This window comes from Glycomyces tritici, from assembly GCF_030403505.1.
This window is the reverse complement of record NZ_JAUEMJ010000009.1, coordinates 195965-210829: the sequence shown is the minus strand read 5'-3', so window position 1 is coordinate 210829 and position 14865 is coordinate 195965. Positions and strand designations below refer to the sequence as shown.

14 protein-coding genes are annotated in these 14865 nt (G+C 71.6%); 3 read left to right on the top strand and 11 right to left on the bottom strand.

The window, feature by feature from the left end; genetic code table 11:
- Positions 1–116: 116 nt before the first annotated feature.
- From QWI33_RS23860 to urtA, 9 genes are read right to left on the bottom strand one after another with little or no spacing between them, the layout of a single operon-like run.
- Positions 117–359, bottom strand: coding sequence for a ribosomal protein L7/L12 (locus QWI33_RS23860; RefSeq protein WP_289959467.1), 243 nt, complete (start codon positions 357–359; stop codon positions 117–119).
- A 38-nt stretch (positions 360–397) separates the two neighbouring features.
- On the bottom strand, positions 398–2068 hold the full coding sequence (gene atzF / locus QWI33_RS23855) for an allophanate hydrolase (RefSeq protein WP_289959466.1): 1671 nt from the start codon (positions 2066–2068) through the stop codon (positions 398–400).
- Positions 2069–2093: 25 nt separating this feature from the next.
- On the bottom strand, positions 2094–5669 hold the full coding sequence (gene uca, locus QWI33_RS23850; RefSeq protein WP_289959465.1) for an urea carboxylase: 3576 nt from the start codon (positions 5667–5669) through the stop codon (positions 2094–2096).
- Between the two features lie 37 nt (positions 5670–5706).
- The gene (locus QWI33_RS23845) at positions 5707–6417 is read right to left on the bottom strand and encodes a GntR family transcriptional regulator (RefSeq protein WP_289959464.1); all 711 of its coding nucleotides are present in this window, start codon (positions 6415–6417) and stop codon (positions 5707–5709) included.
- Positions 6414–7106: an urea ABC transporter ATP-binding subunit UrtE gene (gene urtE / locus QWI33_RS23840; protein WP_289959463.1), complete on the bottom strand. Its 693-nt coding sequence runs from the start codon at positions 7104–7106 to the stop codon at positions 6414–6416. The genes QWI33_RS23845 and urtE overlap by 4 nt, the downstream gene beginning before the upstream one ends.
- A complete protein-coding gene (gene urtD, locus QWI33_RS23835; RefSeq protein WP_289959462.1) occupies positions 7090–7854 on the bottom strand; it encodes an urea ABC transporter ATP-binding protein UrtD in 765 nt (254 codons plus the stop codon). Before urtD ends, urtE begins: the two co-directional genes overlap by 17 nt.
- The gene (gene urtC / locus QWI33_RS23830; protein ID WP_289959461.1) at positions 7851–8927 is read right to left on the bottom strand and encodes an urea ABC transporter permease subunit UrtC; all 1077 of its coding nucleotides are present in this window, start codon (positions 8925–8927) and stop codon (positions 7851–7853) included. Before urtC ends, urtD begins: the two co-directional genes overlap by 4 nt.
- On the bottom strand, positions 8924–9808 hold the full coding sequence (gene urtB / locus QWI33_RS23825; protein WP_289959460.1) for an urea ABC transporter permease subunit UrtB: 885 nt from the start codon (positions 9806–9808) through the stop codon (positions 8924–8926). Before urtB ends, urtC begins: the two co-directional genes overlap by 4 nt.
- A gap of 28 nt (positions 9809–9836) precedes the next feature.
- On the bottom strand, positions 9837–11108 hold the full coding sequence (gene urtA, locus QWI33_RS23820; RefSeq protein WP_289959459.1) for an urea ABC transporter substrate-binding protein: 1272 nt from the start codon (positions 11106–11108) through the stop codon (positions 9837–9839).
- A 343-nt stretch (positions 11109–11451) separates the two neighbouring features.
- Here urtA and QWI33_RS23815 point away from each other — a divergent pair, with 343 nt between their 5' ends.
- Positions 11452–11850, top strand: a complete 399-nt coding sequence (locus tag QWI33_RS23815) for a peptidase inhibitor family I36 protein (RefSeq protein WP_289959458.1) — start codon at positions 11452–11454, stop codon at positions 11848–11850.
- Between the two features lie 59 nt (positions 11851–11909).
- Here the strand turns inward: QWI33_RS23815 and QWI33_RS23810 are convergent, their stop codons facing one another.
- Positions 11910–13376, bottom strand: a complete 1467-nt coding sequence (locus QWI33_RS23810; protein WP_289959457.1) for a serine hydrolase domain-containing protein — start codon at positions 13374–13376, stop codon at positions 11910–11912.
- Between the two features lie 85 nt (positions 13377–13461).
- Between QWI33_RS23810 and QWI33_RS23805 the strand changes: the two genes are divergently transcribed.
- Together QWI33_RS23805 and QWI33_RS23800 are read left to right on the top strand one after the other, a co-directional pair.
- Positions 13462–14115, top strand: a complete 654-nt coding sequence (locus QWI33_RS23805; protein ID WP_289959456.1) for a TetR/AcrR family transcriptional regulator — start codon at positions 13462–13464, stop codon at positions 14113–14115.
- Positions 14116–14137: 22 nt separating this feature from the next.
- Complete coding sequence (locus QWI33_RS23800) at positions 14138–14305, top strand: hypothetical protein (RefSeq protein ID WP_289959455.1); 168 nt, start codon at positions 14138–14140, stop codon at positions 14303–14305.
- A gap of 16 nt (positions 14306–14321) precedes the next feature.
- Here the strand turns inward: QWI33_RS23800 and QWI33_RS23795 are convergent, their stop codons facing one another.
- Entirely contained in the window at positions 14322–14795 is a 474-nt protein-coding gene (locus tag QWI33_RS23795) for a cupin domain-containing protein (protein WP_289959454.1), read from the bottom strand.
- Positions 14796–14865: the final 70 nt, after the last annotated feature.

Here is a 14865-nt window from a genome sequence, read left to right as displayed (position 1 = left end):
ACCCGAATCCCCCCAGTGACCGTCACGTCCACGTGCGGCTACCGGCCGCACCCCGTGCGGGCCGGCGTTCCCTGCGGCGCGCGCGGGCCCGGCATGGGGCCGGGCCCGTGTGGTGTTCAGCGCCGCTGTTCGAGCATCTCGACGGCGTCCTTCGCTTCTTTCAAGCCGACGCCGGTGAGGTCGCGGTACGCCTTGACGGCCTGGATCTTCTTGCCCTGGCCGATGAGCGCCCGGACCTCGGTGAGGGGGTCGGGGGCGGGCGGGGCGTAGTCGTGGAGGTCGAGATGCTGCATGACCAGGTCGAGTTTGCGTTCGATCCGGGCCAGGGCCTCCGCGGTGGGGTCGTATCGGTCGCGCATGGGGCTCCTCTGTCGTCGGTGCGGCCCATCGTAGGTCGTCACCGCCGGTGGGCCCGCCAGCCGCCCGCCGCGGTGATGTCGGTGCCCGAGGCCGGGTGGGCGCAGAACCCGGTGGCCCAGGTGCCGTCGTCGAGTTCGACGGCACCGAGCGTCATGGGTGCGGGGAGGGCGGCCAGGAACCGGCCGAGCGCGGCCGGGCTGAGCAGCCAGCGCTCACCGGGCAGACGCGCACCGCCGTCGCTGTCGCGGATGACGAAGGGTTTGGGCGGGTGCGTGTCCAGGGCGTACATCCGGTAGGCCGGTGCGGTGCGGATGGTGCCGCCGTAGCGGGCGCCGAGGTCGGTGAGCTGGTGGTTGAGAGGCTCCCCGGTGAGGTGGGCGCCGAAGACGACGAGGTCGGCCCCGGCCGGGGCGAACAGCGGCGCGCCGACCCCTTGGAGGGTCGCGGCGAGGTCGAGGGCGACCTGGTCGTGGAAGGCGGGGACGATGAGGCTGACGCCGAACCCTTTCGTGCCGGTGGTTCCGGCGGGGACGGCGACGGCTGCCATGTCCAGGAGGTTCACGAAGTTCGTGTAGGTGCCCATGCGGGCGTTGACGCCGATGGGGTCGGCGGCGACCTCGGCCAGGGACGGGTGCAGGGGCGCGGTGGGCAGCAGGAGCGCGTCGAACCCGGCCAGCAGTGCGGCGGCGTCGCGGCGGACGGCACGCAGGCGCTGCTGGTCGGCGGCGAGGTCGGCGCCGGAGAACTTGACGGCGGCGCGGACGATCGCGGCGACGGTGGGGTCGGCGTCGTCGGTGTCCAGATGCTCCCCGAACGCGGCGAACCGCTCGGCGACGAGGGCGCCTTCGTAGAGCAGGAGCGCGGCGTCCAGCAGCGGCTGCACATCGATCGTCTCGACGGTGGCGCCGGCGTCCCGGCACCGGTCGACCGCGGCCTCCCACAGCGGCGCGAAGTCGGGGTCGAGCCCGGCGAGCGCGGCCGGTGCAGGGAGGGCGATGCGCGGTGCCGGGGGCGCGGCGAGCGGGGCATCGGCGGGCCAGGGGCGTGAGGCGGGGTCGGCGGGGCTGGGCCCGGTCATGGTCCGCATCGCGAGCGCGGCGAGGTCGATGCCTGGGGCGAACACGGTGAGGCAGTCGTAGGAGGCGCAGGCGGGGACGACGCCGTCGACGGGGACGAGCCCGAGGGTCGCTTTGATGCCGATGAGGCCGTTGAGGGCGGCGGGGACGCGCCCGGACCCGGCGGTGTCGGTGCCGAGCGCGAAGTCGGCGATGCCCAGCGCGACGGCCACGGCGGACCCCGAGGAGGAGCCGCCGGAGATCAGGCGGGGGTCGGCGGCGGACCGGACGGCCCCGTAGGGGCTGCGGGTGCCGACCAGGCCGGTGGCGAACTGGTCGAGGTTGGTCTTGCCCAGGCAGATCGCGCCGGCCGCGCGCAGCCGGGCGACCGCGGTCGCGTCCCGCGCCGGCTCGTACGCGAAGGAGGGGGCGGCGGCGGTGGTGGGCAGTCCGGCGACGTCGATGTTGTCCTTGACGGCGAACACGGTCCCGGCCAGCGGCAGGTCCTGGCCGGCGAGCGCGGCGGCGTCGATGCGTGCGGCTTCGGCGAGGAGGTCGTCCTCGGCGCGCAGTGCGATCCACGCTTCGGGCCGCTCACTGCGTTCGAGGCGGTCGAGGGCGGCGCGGACGCGTGCGGCGGCGCTGGTGTTCACGGGTTCCCCTGTCAGGTGTGGTCGGCTAGGGCGCGGCGATGACGAGCAGCGGTGTGCCGGGTGCGGCCTGCCCGCCGGGGCGGGCGAGGACGCGGGTGACGGTGCCGGTGACGGGTGCGGTCACGGGCATCTCCAGTTTCATCGCTTCGAGGACGACGACGGTGTCGCCGGCGTGGACGGTGTCGCCTGCGGCGGCGTTGACGCGCCAGACGCTGGCGGCCATGGGCGCTTCGACGAGGGTCTCACCCGGGGCGAGGTCGACGGTGGTGCCGGTGGCGGGTGCGGCCTCGGCGTGGTCGCGGTCGAATTCGCCGGCGTCGGCCCAGCGTTGCCGTTCGGCTTCGAATGCGGCGGCCTGGCGGGTCTGGAAGGCGCCGATCTCGGCGGCGTTGTCGGACAGGAGCCGCCGGTAGTCGGCGTAGGCGAAGGTGCCGGGGCGGATGTCGATCTGGGCGCGTCCGGCGGCGAGTTCGCGGCGGCACTCGGCGAGTTCGGCTTCGGTGACGCGTTCGAAGACGACGCGGTCGAAGAACCGCAGCAGCCACGGGAGGCCGTCGTGGAAGGACGCGAGGTCGCGCAGGCCGGCCCAGATGGGGGCGGTGCGGCCGACCAGCTGGTAGCCGCCGGGCGAGTCCATGCCGTAGATGCACATGTAGGAGCCGCCGATGCCGACGGTGCCTTCGGCGGTCCAGGTGCGGGCGGGGTTGTACTTGGTGGTGACGAGCCGGTGCCGGGGGTCGACCGGGACGGCGGCGGGCGCGCCGAGGTAGACGTCGCCCAGTCCCAGGACGAGCCATTCGGCGCTGGTGGCGATGTTCGCGACGTCTTCGATGGCGTCGAGGCCGTTGATGCGGCGGATGAACTCGATGTTGGAGGGGTTGAAGAGGGCGTCGTCGCGGACGTTGGTGGCGTAGCGGGCGATGGCCTCGTCGACGACGGCGTCGTTCCAGGAGATCGGGAGGCGCACTTCGCGGGAGGGCACGGTCATGTCGTTGATGTCGGGCAGGTCCTGCTCGAGTTCGACCAGGAGCCCGGTCAGTGACCGGATGGGGAGGACGTCGGGGTCGACGTGCAGGTGGAGGGAGCGGACGCCGGGGGTGGTGTCGATGAGGCCGGGCGGGGCCGCGGCCCCGAGGGCGTCCATGAGCGCGCCGACGCGCATGCGCAGGCCCAGGTCCAGGTGCATGGGCCCGTATTCGAGGAGGATCGCGTCGTCGCCGGCGCGGCGGTAGGCGACGGCGGGGCGGTCGCCGTCGGGTTCGACGGCGGCGAGTGTCGCGTCGTCGGCGGCGGCGTTGACGAGGGGGACGGGTGCGGCGACGGGGTGGGCGCGGAGCCGGTCGGCCTCGGCTTCGGCGACGGGGATGAAGCGGACGGTGTCGCCCGGGCGCAGCTGCCCGAGCTTCCACCGGTCCGAGGTGGTCACGGTGAACGGGCACGCGAACCCGCCGAGGCTGGGCCCGTCGGGGCCCAGGAGTGCGGGGGTGTCGCCGGTGAAGTTGACCGTGCCGACCGAGTAGGGGTTGTCGTGCAGGTTGGAGGGGTGGAGTCCGGCTTCGCCGCCGTCGGTGCGCGCCCACCCGGGTCGGGGCCCGTCCAGGCGCACCCCGGATCGTCCGGCGTGGACTTGGACGCTCCAGTCGGCGGCGTAGATCCGCTCCATGTCGGCGGTGGTGAAGTAGTGCGGGGCCGGCTGCGGCCCGGGGGTGACGGCGAGGTCCCAGGTGTGGCCGAAGGCGGGCCGTTCGGCTGCGGGTACGGGCCCGGCGGGGTCGCCTGCGGGGGCGCCGGGGAGGAGGCGGTCGCCGGTGCGGAGCTGGTCGCCGGTGTAGCCGCCGATGCGCCCGGGCGGGAAGGTCGAGGCGGAGCCGAGGAACGTGGGGACGTCGAGGCCGCCGCGGAAGAGCACGTAGGTGCGGGCGCCGGCGTCGTGGACGGCGCCGACGGCGAGGACGCCCCCGGCGGGCACGTCGAGGGGTTCCCACTGCGGGACGGGCGCACCGTCGAGGGTGACCGGTGCGGGCGCGCCGGTGACGCATACCGTTGCGGCCGTGGAAAACCGGAGGGTGGGTCCGGTGATGGTGCATTCGAGGCCGGGGGCGCCTTCGGGGTTGCCGAGGGCGCGGTTGCCGAGCCGGAACGAGTAGTCGTCCATGGGCCCCGACGGGGGGACGCCGACCTGCCAGTGGCCGATGCGGCCGGGGAAGTCCTGGACGGTGGTGAGGACCCCGGCGGTCAGGACGTCGATGCGCGGGGAGGTGTCGCGGATGGTGGCCACGGTCCCGGTGTCGTGCCGCACTCGGGCGACGCGCTCGTCGGCGGCGGCGGCGCGCAGCTGCCCGAGGTTGGTGTGGACGCCTTCGATCCTGGTCGCCCCCAGGGCTTTCGCGAGGCCGGCCCAGGCGCCGTCGCGGGTGCCGGCGTGGGTGATGATCTTGGCGAGCATCGGGTCGTAGGTCGCCGGGACGTCCAGGCCCCGCTGGATCCACGTGTCGACCCGGGCGTCCTCGGGGAGGTCGACGCAGGTGAGGAGCCCCGCGGAGGGGAGGTGGTCGCGGGCGGGGTCTTCGGCGTAGACGCGCGCTTCGACGGCGGCGCCGCGCACGGGCGGCCCGGCGTCGGGCAGCCCTTCGAGGAACGCGGTGTCGCCGGCGGCGGCGCGGATCATCCACTCCACGAGGTCGATGCCGAGGATCTGCTCGGTCACGGGGTGCTCGACCTGGAGGCGCGTGTTGAACTCCAGGAAGGACGCTTCCTCGCGTTCGGCGTCGTAGATGAACTCGACGGTCCCCGCGGACTGGTACGCGGCCGAGGCCGCCAGGGCCCGGGCGGCGGCGTGCATCTGCTCGCGCACCCGGTCGGGCAGGCCGGGGGCGGGGGCCTCCTCGATGACCTTCTGGTGGCGCCGCTGCAGTGTGCAGTCGCGGTCGGCCAGGCTCACGACCCGCCCGGCCCCGTCGCCGAAGACCTGCACCTCCACGTGCCGGGCGCGGCGCACGTACCGTTCCAGGTAGACCGCGTCGTCCCCGAAGTTGTCGGCGGCCAGGCGCTTGACGGTGGCGAACACGTCGGCCAGGCCCGCCGCGTCCTCGGCGACGCGCATGCCGATCCCGCCCCCGCCCGCGGAGGCCTTCACGATCACCGGGTACCCCACCTGGGCCGCCGCGTCGAGCGCGTCCTCCACCGTGGGGAGCGCGGCGGTGCCGGCCGCGAGCGGCACCCCCGCCGCGGCGGCGGCCTCGCGCGCGGTGACCTTGTCGCCGAACAGCTCCAACTGGCCCGGGGTGGGGCCGATGAACACGAGTCCGGCTTCGGCGCAGCGGCGCGCGAACGCCGCGTTCTCGGCCAGGAACCCGTACCCCGGGTGCACGGCCTGCGCGCCGGTGTCCTTCGCCGCGGACAAGATCGCGTCCACGTTCAGATACGACTCGGCCGGCGCGGCCGGGCCCACGCACACCGCCTCGTCCGCGTCCCGCACATGCAGCGAGGCCGCGTCGACGTCGGAGTAGACGGCGACCGTGCGGATGCCGAGCCGGTGGGCGGTGCGGGTGATGCGCCGGGAGATCTCGCCGCGGTTGGCGATGAGGATGCGGTCGAACACGACAGGTCTCGCTCTCAAAAGGAAAAAAGGGGGGAGGTCAGGGGCGGACGGCGTTCGCCAGGTGCGCCCACGTCAGGGCGGCCTCGGCTCGGCCGACGACGATCTGCCGCGACGTCTCGATGTGGCGGGTGAGGACCTGCGTGGCCTCCTCGTACCGCCCCTCGAGGGCGCCTTCGGCGATCTGGATGTGCTCGGCGATGGTGTCGGCCATCCGCTCGGCGGTGAAGTAGTCGAACATCCGCGCCGGCCGGATCCGGTTGTTCACCGCCTGCAGCGACTCGGCCAACTGCGGATTCCCCGACGCCGCCAGCAGCGTCAGGTGGTAGCGCTCATCGGACTCCACGAACCCCGCGTCCGGGCCCGGCGGGGCGTCCCGCAACCGGTACCACCGCTCCAGCTCCGGCCCCAGCAGATCCGCGTCATGGCGGACCTCCGGGTCCGCCGCCGCCCGCGCCAGCCCCCGCAGCTCCAGCGTGAGCCGCACCTCGTACAAGTCGTTGAGCTGATCGATCCGGGGCCGGTACGGGTACAGGCCGTCGACCTCGCGGGACACGAGCCCGTCGGCGGCCAGGCGGCTCAGCGCCTCCCGCACCGGCGTGCGCGACACCCCGTAGTTCCCGGCCAGCCGCTCCTCGCCCAACCGCTTCCCCGGCTCGTACCGCCCCGCCATCAAGTCCGCCCGCAGCGCCACGTACACGCGCCCCGCCAGCGGACCGTCCATCTCGGGCAGTGCCGTGAAACCGCTCATATGGACATCGCCTCCCGCACCCGCTCCCCCGCGCCCGCACCGGTCGCCCCCGAGGACGCGACCCGGCCCGACCGCAGCACCGCGAACCGGCCCGCCGCCTGCAACGCGAACCCCAGATGCTGCTCCACCAGCAGCACCGACAGCCCGCCCCGCGAGGCCAGGGCCACGATCGTCGACTCGATCTCGGCCACGACGTTCGGCTGGATGCCCTCGGTCGGCTCGTCGAGGATGAGCAGCCGCGGCTCGGTGATGAGCGCGCGGGCGATGGCCAGCTGCTGGCGCTGGCCGCCGGAGAGGAGTCCGGCCTGGCGTCCCAGGAGGGGGCGCAGGGCGGGGAACAGGTCGAGTTGGGCGTCGATGAGGGCCCTGCCGTTCTTGCGGCCGTCGGCGACCAGCCGCAGGTTCTCGCCCGCGGTGAGGTGCGCGAAGCACTGCTGGCCCTGGGGCACGTAGGCCATGCCGGCTTTGACGCGCTTGTTGGCGGGGGCGCGGTTGATGCGCTGTCCGTCGAGTTCGACGGTGCCGGACATGACGGGGATGAGGCCGACGACCGCGCGCAGGAGCGTGGTCTTGCCGGCGCCGTTGTGGCCCATGACGGCCACGACCTCGTCGGCGCCGACGTCGAGGTCGACGTCGTGGACGACGGGGGTGCGCCCGTACCCGCAGGTGAGGTTACGCAGTCGCAGCATCGATGGTCTCCTGCTCGTTGGCGGCGCCCAGGTAGACCTCCTGGACGCGGGGGTCGTTCGCGACCTCGTCCACCGAGCCGGCGGCCAGCACGCGGCCGGCGTGGAGGACGGTGACGCGGGACGCGAAGGCGCGCATGAAGTCCATGTCGTGCTCCACCACGGCCACGGCGCGGGTTTCGGCGATGGCGTGCAGCAGCCGCCCGGTGGTGTCGCGCTCCTCGTGGCCCATGCCGGCGATCGGCTCGTCGAGGAGGAGGACGTCGGCGTCGCCGACGAGGAGCATCCCGATCTCCAGCCACTGCTTCTGGCCGTGCGCGAGGATGCCCGCGGGCGTCTGGGCGTGGCCGGCCAGGCCGATCTGCTCCATGACGGCGACCACCTGGTCGGGCAGGGCCTTGCGGCGCCGCAGGAGGCTCCACGGGGAGCGCCCGGCACCGGCGGCGATGTCGAGGTTCTGCGCGACGGTGAGCTGCTCGAACACGGTGGCGGTCTGGAAGGTGCGGCCGATGCCGCGGCGGGCGATGTGGTGGACCTTCCTGCCGCGCAGCTCTACGCCGTCCTTGACGACCGAACCCGAGTACTTCGCGAGCCCGGTGACGGCGTCCACCAGGGTGGTCTTCCCGGCCCCGTTGGGGCCGATGAGGAAGTGGACCTCCCCGCGGTCCAGGGTCAGGTCGACCCCGTCGACGGCCCGGAACCCGTCGAAGTCGACGGTGATGCCGGTGCAAGTGAGTGCGTGCGAGTTCATGCTGGTGCCTCCGCGGTGACCGGTTCCTTCCGGAACCGCTTGGTGGCGGCGGCGATCGAGGCGATCCCGCCGGGGAGCAGGGCGATGACGACGATGAACAGCAGCCCCTGCGCGTACGTCCACGCCGAGGGGAACTGCTCCGAGAGCGCGGTCTGCGCCCACGCGACGGCCAATGCGCCGACCACGGGCCCGACCAGGCTCGCGCGGCCGCCGATGGCGACACCGAGGATGAACATGATGGACGGCACGATGCCGATGCTCGCCGGGGAGATGATCCCCACCACGGGCACGAAGATCGCACCGGCCACGGCGGCGAACAACGCCGCCGCCGCGTACGCGACCACCTTGATGTTCGCCGCGTCGTACCCCAGGAACCGGACCCGCTCCTCGGCGTCGCGGACCGCGACGAGCAGCTCCCCGTACCGGGAGCGCCGCAGCTGCAGCGCGACCGCCACGACGACCAGCAGCACCCCGGCGGCGATGAAGTACAGCATCTGCTCGTTGACCGGGTCGTCGAGGTTGTACCCGAAGAAGTACCGGAACCGCGACATCCCGTTGAACCCGCCCATCGACTGCTGCCCGATGAGCAGGATCGCGAACGCCCCCGCCAGGGCCTGGGACAGGATCGCGAAGTAGGCGCCCTTGACGCGCCGCTTGAACACCGCGAACCCCAGCAGCACCGCGAACGCGGTGGGCAGCACCAGGATCATCGCGATCGTGAACACCGGCGACGCGAACGGCACCCAGTACGCCGGCAGCTCCCGGATCCCGGCCAGCTCCATGAAGTCCGGCACCGCCCCGGCACCGTTCCGGAACTCGGCGTCGGCCATCTTCATGTGCATCGCCATCAAGTAGGCGCCCATGCCGAAGAACACGCCCTGCCCCAAGGTCAGCATCCCGCCGCGCCCCCAGGCCAGGCCGATGCCCACCGCCACGATCGCGTAGCACAGGAACTGCGCCAGCAGCCCCAACCGGAACCCCGACAGCAGCAGCGGCGCCGCACCGAACAGGACCAGCGCCGCGGCACCGAACCCCGCCCACGTGCCCGCCCGCGTCGAAAGGAACTTGCTCATGCCAGACTCCTGGTCCGCAGCGTGAACAACCCCTGCGGGCGCAGCTGCAAGAAGACGACGATGACGACGAACACGCCGACCTTCGCCAGCGACGCCGTCGAATACGTCTCGAACACGGCCTGGAACGTCCCCAGCGCGACCGCCGCGACCACGGCGCCCTTGATCCGGCCCATCCCGCCCGCGACCACCACCAGGAACGCGTCCACCAGATACGACTGCCCCGTGGTTGGACTCGTCGACCCGATCAGCGTCAACGCCACCCCCGCCACACCGGCCAGACCCGAGCCGATGAAGAACGTCCCCGCATCCACCGCCCGAGAGGAGATCCCCGCCGTCTCCGCCAAGTCCCGGTTCCCCACGACCGCGCGGATCCGCCGGCCCGCCGCCGTGAACCGCAGCACCAGCGCCACCACCGCCACGGCGACCACCGCCAGCGCCAGAATGAACAACCGCGTCTTCGGCACCGCCGTACCCAGCAGATCGACACCGCCGCGCAGGAACTGCGGCACCGTCACGTTCACCGCCGGAGCACCGAACACATCCCGCGCCACCTGCTGCAGCACCAGACCCACACCGAACGTCACCAGCAGCGTGTCCAGCGGCCGGTGGTACAGGTGCCGGATCAGCAGCCACTCCAGGACCAGGCCCATCGCACCGCCGACCAGGAAGCCGACGGGCAGGGCGATCAGGAGGGACAACCCGGCGTCCCCCACGGCCTGCTGCACCACGTACGCCGTATAGCAGCCCGCCATGATGAACTCGCCGTGCGCCATGTTGATCACGCCCATCTGACCGAACGTGAGCGACAGGCCCAGCGCCGCCAGCAGCAGGATCGAACCGGTGCTCAACCCGGTGAACAACTGCCCTACCAACAGGTCCATGGTGTCTCCCTCCCGATCGCCCGCACGACTACTCGCTCACCTGCAGGTCAGACGCCCACGCGTAGCCCTCCAGGAACGGGTCCGGATCGATCGCGCCCGCCGACTCCCACACCGTGTACAGCAGCCCGTCCGCCCGGATCTCCCCGATCCGCGCCGTCTTCGTCACGTGGTGGTTCTCCCCGTCGATCACCACAGTCCCCTCAGGACTCTCGAACGAGACCCCGTCCGCGCTGGCCTGGATGTCGGCGACGTCGAACGACCCGGCCTTCTCGGCGGTCGCGGCCCACAGGTACACGGAGTTGTAGGCGGCCTCCATCGGGTCGGAGGTGACCCGCTCGGCGCCGTACTCGGCCTTGAACGCGTCCACGAACGCGGTGTTCGCCGGGGACTCGATGGTCTGGTAGTAGTTCCAGGCCGCCAGCTGGCCTTCGATGTTCTCGATGCCGATGCCGCCGACCTCCTCCTCGGCGATGGAGACGCTCATGACGGGCATCTCCGCTGCGGTGAGGCCGACGTTGGCGTACTCGCGGAAGAACGCGACGTTCGAGTCGCCGTTGAGGGTGTTGAACACCGCGTCGGCGCCCGAGGCGCCGACCTGGTTCACGATGGTGGAGAACTCGACCGAGCCCAGCTGCGCGTAGTCCTCGCCGACGATCTCGATGCCCTTGTCGGCCGCATAGGCGTTGATGATCGCGTTCGCGGTGCGGGGGAACACGTAGTCCGAGCCGACCAGGTAGAGGGACTTGACGCCGGTCTCGGCGAGGTAGTCCAGGGCCGGGATGATCTGCTGGTTCGTGGTCGCCCCGGTGTAGAAGATGTTCTCCGACGCCTCCAGGCCCTCGTACTGCACCGGGTAGTACAGCAGGGAGTCGTTGTCCTCGAAGACCGGGAGCATGGCCTTGCGGGAGGCCGAGGTCCAGCCGCCGAACACGGCCGCGACGCAGTCCTCGCGGATGAGCTTCTCGGCCTTCTCGGCGAACACGGTGGGCTCGGAGGCCCCGTCCTCGGCGACGATCTCGATCTGCTTGCCCTGCACGCCGCCCGCGGCGTTGATCTCGTCCACTGCGAGGTAGATCGAGTCGCGGACCGTGGTCTCCGAGATGGACATGGTGCCGGACAGGGAGTTGAGGGCGCCGACCTTGATCGTGTCGCCGGAGGTGTCCACGCACGACTCGGCCGCGACCGTCTCCTCCCCGGCGCGCGAACCGCACGCCGAGGTCAGGGCGAGCGCGGTCACGGCCGCGGTGGCGGCGAGGGTGCGGGTGAGGTCTCGGGCAGGGAACGTAAAACGCTGTGGCATGCGGTGTTCGACCTTTCGCGGGGTGTGCGTCCCGGCTCGATGGGGACCGGGCCTGCAAGGGGTGTCGCCGCAGGCAGCGGCGGTGTACAGGTGCGTATACAGCGTCGTATCCGCTATGGGTCCAAGCTAGGGTCGCGATGTTTCACCGCCGTTCACGTCAAGAACGGCCGCATGAACTCCCGTTGCGGGTGCGTAAAAAAGCCCGCACGATCACCGAGCGTGCAAGCGAGACCGCCGGTCCCCAAACCATCCGAAACCGGCCCGCCCCAACATAATGACACCGCTCCCAAACATCGATATGCTTGACTGCCAAAGCAACCCGCGACCCAAGGAGCACCACCACATGCACACCCGACCCGCCAACCCCCGCAAACGAACCCCCGCACTCCTCCTCGCCCTCACCGCCACCGCACTCCTCGCCACCGCCACCCCCGCCGCAGCCGCCCCCGACACCACCACCGCCGACGACTGCAACCTCTACGAAGCCCTCTGCCTCTACGAAGGCACCGACTACACCGGCGCACGATTCAACGTCAGCTCACTCGTCGAACCCGGCACCTGCGTCAGCCTCGTCGACCACGGCTGGGCCGGCCGCGTCAACTCCGCCATCAACACCCACACCCAAAGCGCCGCACTCTTCGCCAACGACGACTGCGTCGGCGGCCCCTACCAAGTCCCCGGCTCCAGCTCCATCCCCGACCTCGGCGGCTTCGAACCCCTCAGCGTCTGGATCGCCGGCTAAACACCCCACCGACAGCGAACGGGGCCAACGCCACCGCGCCGGCCCCGTTCACCCACCCCTCACACAGGACGACCCCGCCAACGCACCCAACCCAGCCACACCCGACACACCGCCACAATCACCCCGACCACACCCAGCACCGTCAACAACCACGCCACATCCGGAGCCAGCAAAAAGAACAACACCCGACTCGGCGCCAAACCCGGCACCACCACCCACGACACATACGCCACCACCGCCGCCGCCAACACCCAGCAGACCGCACCCGCCACCACCCGCACCCCGCCCCGCGCCGACCCCGCACGCTTCACGACCCGCACCACCGACCACACCGCGAACACCACCGCCGCAACCACCAGCAACGACAAACCAGCCAGCAGCCCGACGTACAGCGGATCGACCGCGAGCTCCTCGGCCGCACCCCCCGCCAGAATCCGCACCGCGCCCAGCATCGCCCCGATCAACACCCCCTCCTCGAAATGCCCATACCGGTTCTGCGCCACCACCAACGCCCTCCCCAACTCCGGCAGCAACAGCACACCCGCCGAGAACCCCGGAGCCGCACCCGTGTGCCACACCGTCGACACCCCCAGATCCGCATTCCGCGAATCCACCCGCCACCCCAACCCGTAATCGACCGAATCGCTCACCCCGACCGCACCCCCATGCATGAGCGCCAACGACTCCCCCGACACCACCGGCACCGCCGCCCGACCCAGATGCGCACCCGCGAACGCCGCCAGATCACCGATGTCCCCACCCAGATACCCATAACTCGGACCCGCCTCATCGAACCGCGCCTCCACCCGCGCCGCACGCCCGAACACCGGCGCGAACCCGTCCGCCACCCCCGCAGCATCACCAGCCGTCAACACCGCCCCATCCATCCCCAACGGATCCAGCACCGCCGACCGCAGGTAGTCCACATACGGCACCCCCGCCACGGCCTCCACCACCGCACCCGCCACCACGTAATTCGCGCTGGCGTATGCGAAGGCCTCGCCCGGTTCGGCGATGGGGTCGACGTCGGCGAGGTCGGCGACGGCGTCGCCGTAGGGGTCGTCGCGGTGCTCGAAGCGGTCGGTGATGCCGGTGCCCTCGGGGATGCCGGAGGTCTGCTCGAGCAGGTGCCGCACGGTGATGCGGTCGGAGTGCGCGGTGTTGGCGAGGGCGAAGTCGGGCAGGTAGGTGACGACCGGTTCGTCGAGGTCGAGCAGGCCGTCCTCGACGAGGGTCATGGCGGCGGTGGCGGTGACGGGCTTGGCGACCGACCCCCACAGGAACGGGGTGTCCTCGCCGACCGGTTCGCCGTCGCCGTCCTCGCCCCAGAAGGCGGTGTTCACATCGCCGTCGGCGCTGAGGATCGCGTAGGCGGCGCCGGGGACGCCGGCGTCGGCGAAGCTCGCGTCGAGGTAGTCGCCGACGGCCGTGACGAGGTCGGTCTGGTCCTGGCTCGGCGCTTGCGGCAGCGGACCGGTGAGGGGTGCGAGCGCGGCGAGGGCGGCGGCGATGACGTTGGTGTACATGGCGTTCCCCAGGGTGTGGTGGGAGGCGGCGATAACCATACGAGGATATGGCTACATGAAAACCATACAGGTATATGGTTCAGGGATGCCCAGGACCGCCGACCACGATCTCCGCCGCACCCAGATCGCCGCAGCGGTCCAGCGCATGATCGCCCACGCCGGCTTCGACGCCGCCACCATGGCCGCCGTCGCCCGCGAAGCCGGCATCTCGGTCGGACTCGTCCAGCACTACTTCAAGTCCAAGGACGAACTCCTCCTCTTCGCCTACGAGGGCATGACCGCCGACCAGCTCGCCCGCGTCGGGCGGCTCATCGCCGCCGGCGAAGCCGACCACCAGCCGATCCGCGCGATCCTCCTGCGCTGCATGCCCGAGCTCTGGCCGCTGGACGACGCCCGGCGCGGCGAGTACCGGGTCGGCCGCGTCTTCCGCGCCCGCTCGCTCGACAACCCCACCATCGCCGAAGTCGCGCGCCAGACCGCCGCGATCGTGCACGCCCAGATCGCCCGAGCGGTCGCGAACGGCAAGGAGTGCGGTGAGGTCGAACCGGAGACCGACCCCGACCTCACCGCACTCGAACTCGCCGCCCTCATCGAAGGCCTCGCCGACGACCTCTACCGCGAACCCGAACGCCCCGTAGGCGAACGCACCATGGGCGACGCCGCCGCCGCGATCCTCCAAGCCCGCCTGGAGCACCACTTCCCCGGCGAATGCCGCCACTACGCCCGCACCGGGCCATAACCGATTGACACTCCGACGCAGCGTGACGAGGATCGACCGATGCCGACGCACCCCGTCACCGTCAACCGGCAGGCGATCTGGGTGGGGGTTCCTCGAGCGCGTCGCCACCGGCCTGTGGGTCCTCGGGTTCGGGCAGACCTGGGGCCTGGAGAAACTCGCCAACGCCGAGCACCTCGTCGCGACCGACTGAGCACCGGCCTTGCCGCTCAACCGCGTTCGGCGTCCCAGGCCGGGCTCGGCACGAAGTGGACGTCGTAGCGCTCGTGCATCGCCGCGACCTCCGCTTCCGGCAGTCGCCCGGCGAGCACGTCGGGCAGCTGCCGGAAGTACGCGAAGCGCTCCACCCCCGGCGCGATGGTCACCAGCACGTCGGCGCCGGCGTCGGCGGTGGCCGCGAACGCATGGTGGACTCCAGGAGGGATCACCGCGTAGCCGCCTGCCTCCACCGTGACCGCCTCGGTCCCGATCAGCATCCGCAGGGAGCCGCTGATCACGAAGAACGCCTCGGCCGATCGCTCATGGAAGTGCGGTCGCGCCCCGGCCGCGCCGGGCTCGAGCGAGAGCCGGTTCGCGCCGAGCCTGCCGCCGGTGTGCCCGGCGTCCGCGAGGAGCCGCAGCGAGGGCCGCTCGACGGTCTCCGCTTCCCGTTCCTGAATCACCCAGGCGCCCTCGACGTTCATGACCGCTCCCATCTAGTTGAATAATTCAACTACCGTAGCGCGAATGGTTGAATCCTTCAACTGTTACGAT

What these genes read in the sequence shown, in the direction of transcription:
- urtC (WP_289959461.1), bottom strand. Translation starts at nt 8,927, where the DNA reads ATGAGCAAGTTCCTTTCGACGCGGGCGGGCACGTGGGCGGGGTTCGGT.
- urtE (WP_289959463.1), bottom strand. Translation starts at nt 7,106, where the DNA reads ATGCTGCGACTGCGTAACCTCACCTGCGGGTACGGGCGCACCCCCGTC.
- QWI33_RS23795 (WP_289959454.1), bottom strand. Translation starts at nt 14,795, where the DNA reads ATGAACGTCGAGGGCGCCTGGGTGATTCAGGAACGGGAAGCGGAGACC.
- QWI33_RS23805 (WP_289959456.1), top strand. Translation starts at nt 13,462, where the DNA reads ATGCCCAGGACCGCCGACCACGATCTCCGCCGCACCCAGATCGCCGCA.
- QWI33_RS23810 (WP_289959457.1), bottom strand. Translation starts at nt 13,376, where the DNA reads ATGTACACCAACGTCATCGCCGCCGCCCTCGCCGCGCTCGCACCCCTC.
- urtD (WP_289959462.1), bottom strand. Translation starts at nt 7,854, where the DNA reads ATGAACTCGCACGCACTCACTTGCACCGGCATCACCGTCGACTTCGAC.
- QWI33_RS23845 (WP_289959464.1), bottom strand. Translation starts at nt 6,417, where the DNA reads ATGAGCGGTTTCACGGCACTGCCCGAGATGGACGGTCCGCTGGCGGGG.
- urtA (WP_289959459.1), bottom strand. Translation starts at nt 11,108, where the DNA reads ATGCCACAGCGTTTTACGTTCCCTGCCCGAGACCTCACCCGCACCCTC.
- urtB (WP_289959460.1), bottom strand. Translation starts at nt 9,808, where the DNA reads ATGGACCTGTTGGTAGGGCAGTTGTTCACCGGGTTGAGCACCGGTTCG.
- QWI33_RS23860 (WP_289959467.1), bottom strand. Translation starts at nt 359, where the DNA reads ATGCGCGACCGATACGACCCCACCGCGGAGGCCCTGGCCCGGATCGAA.
- QWI33_RS23815 (WP_289959458.1), top strand. Translation starts at nt 11,452, where the DNA reads ATGCACACCCGACCCGCCAACCCCCGCAAACGAACCCCCGCACTCCTC.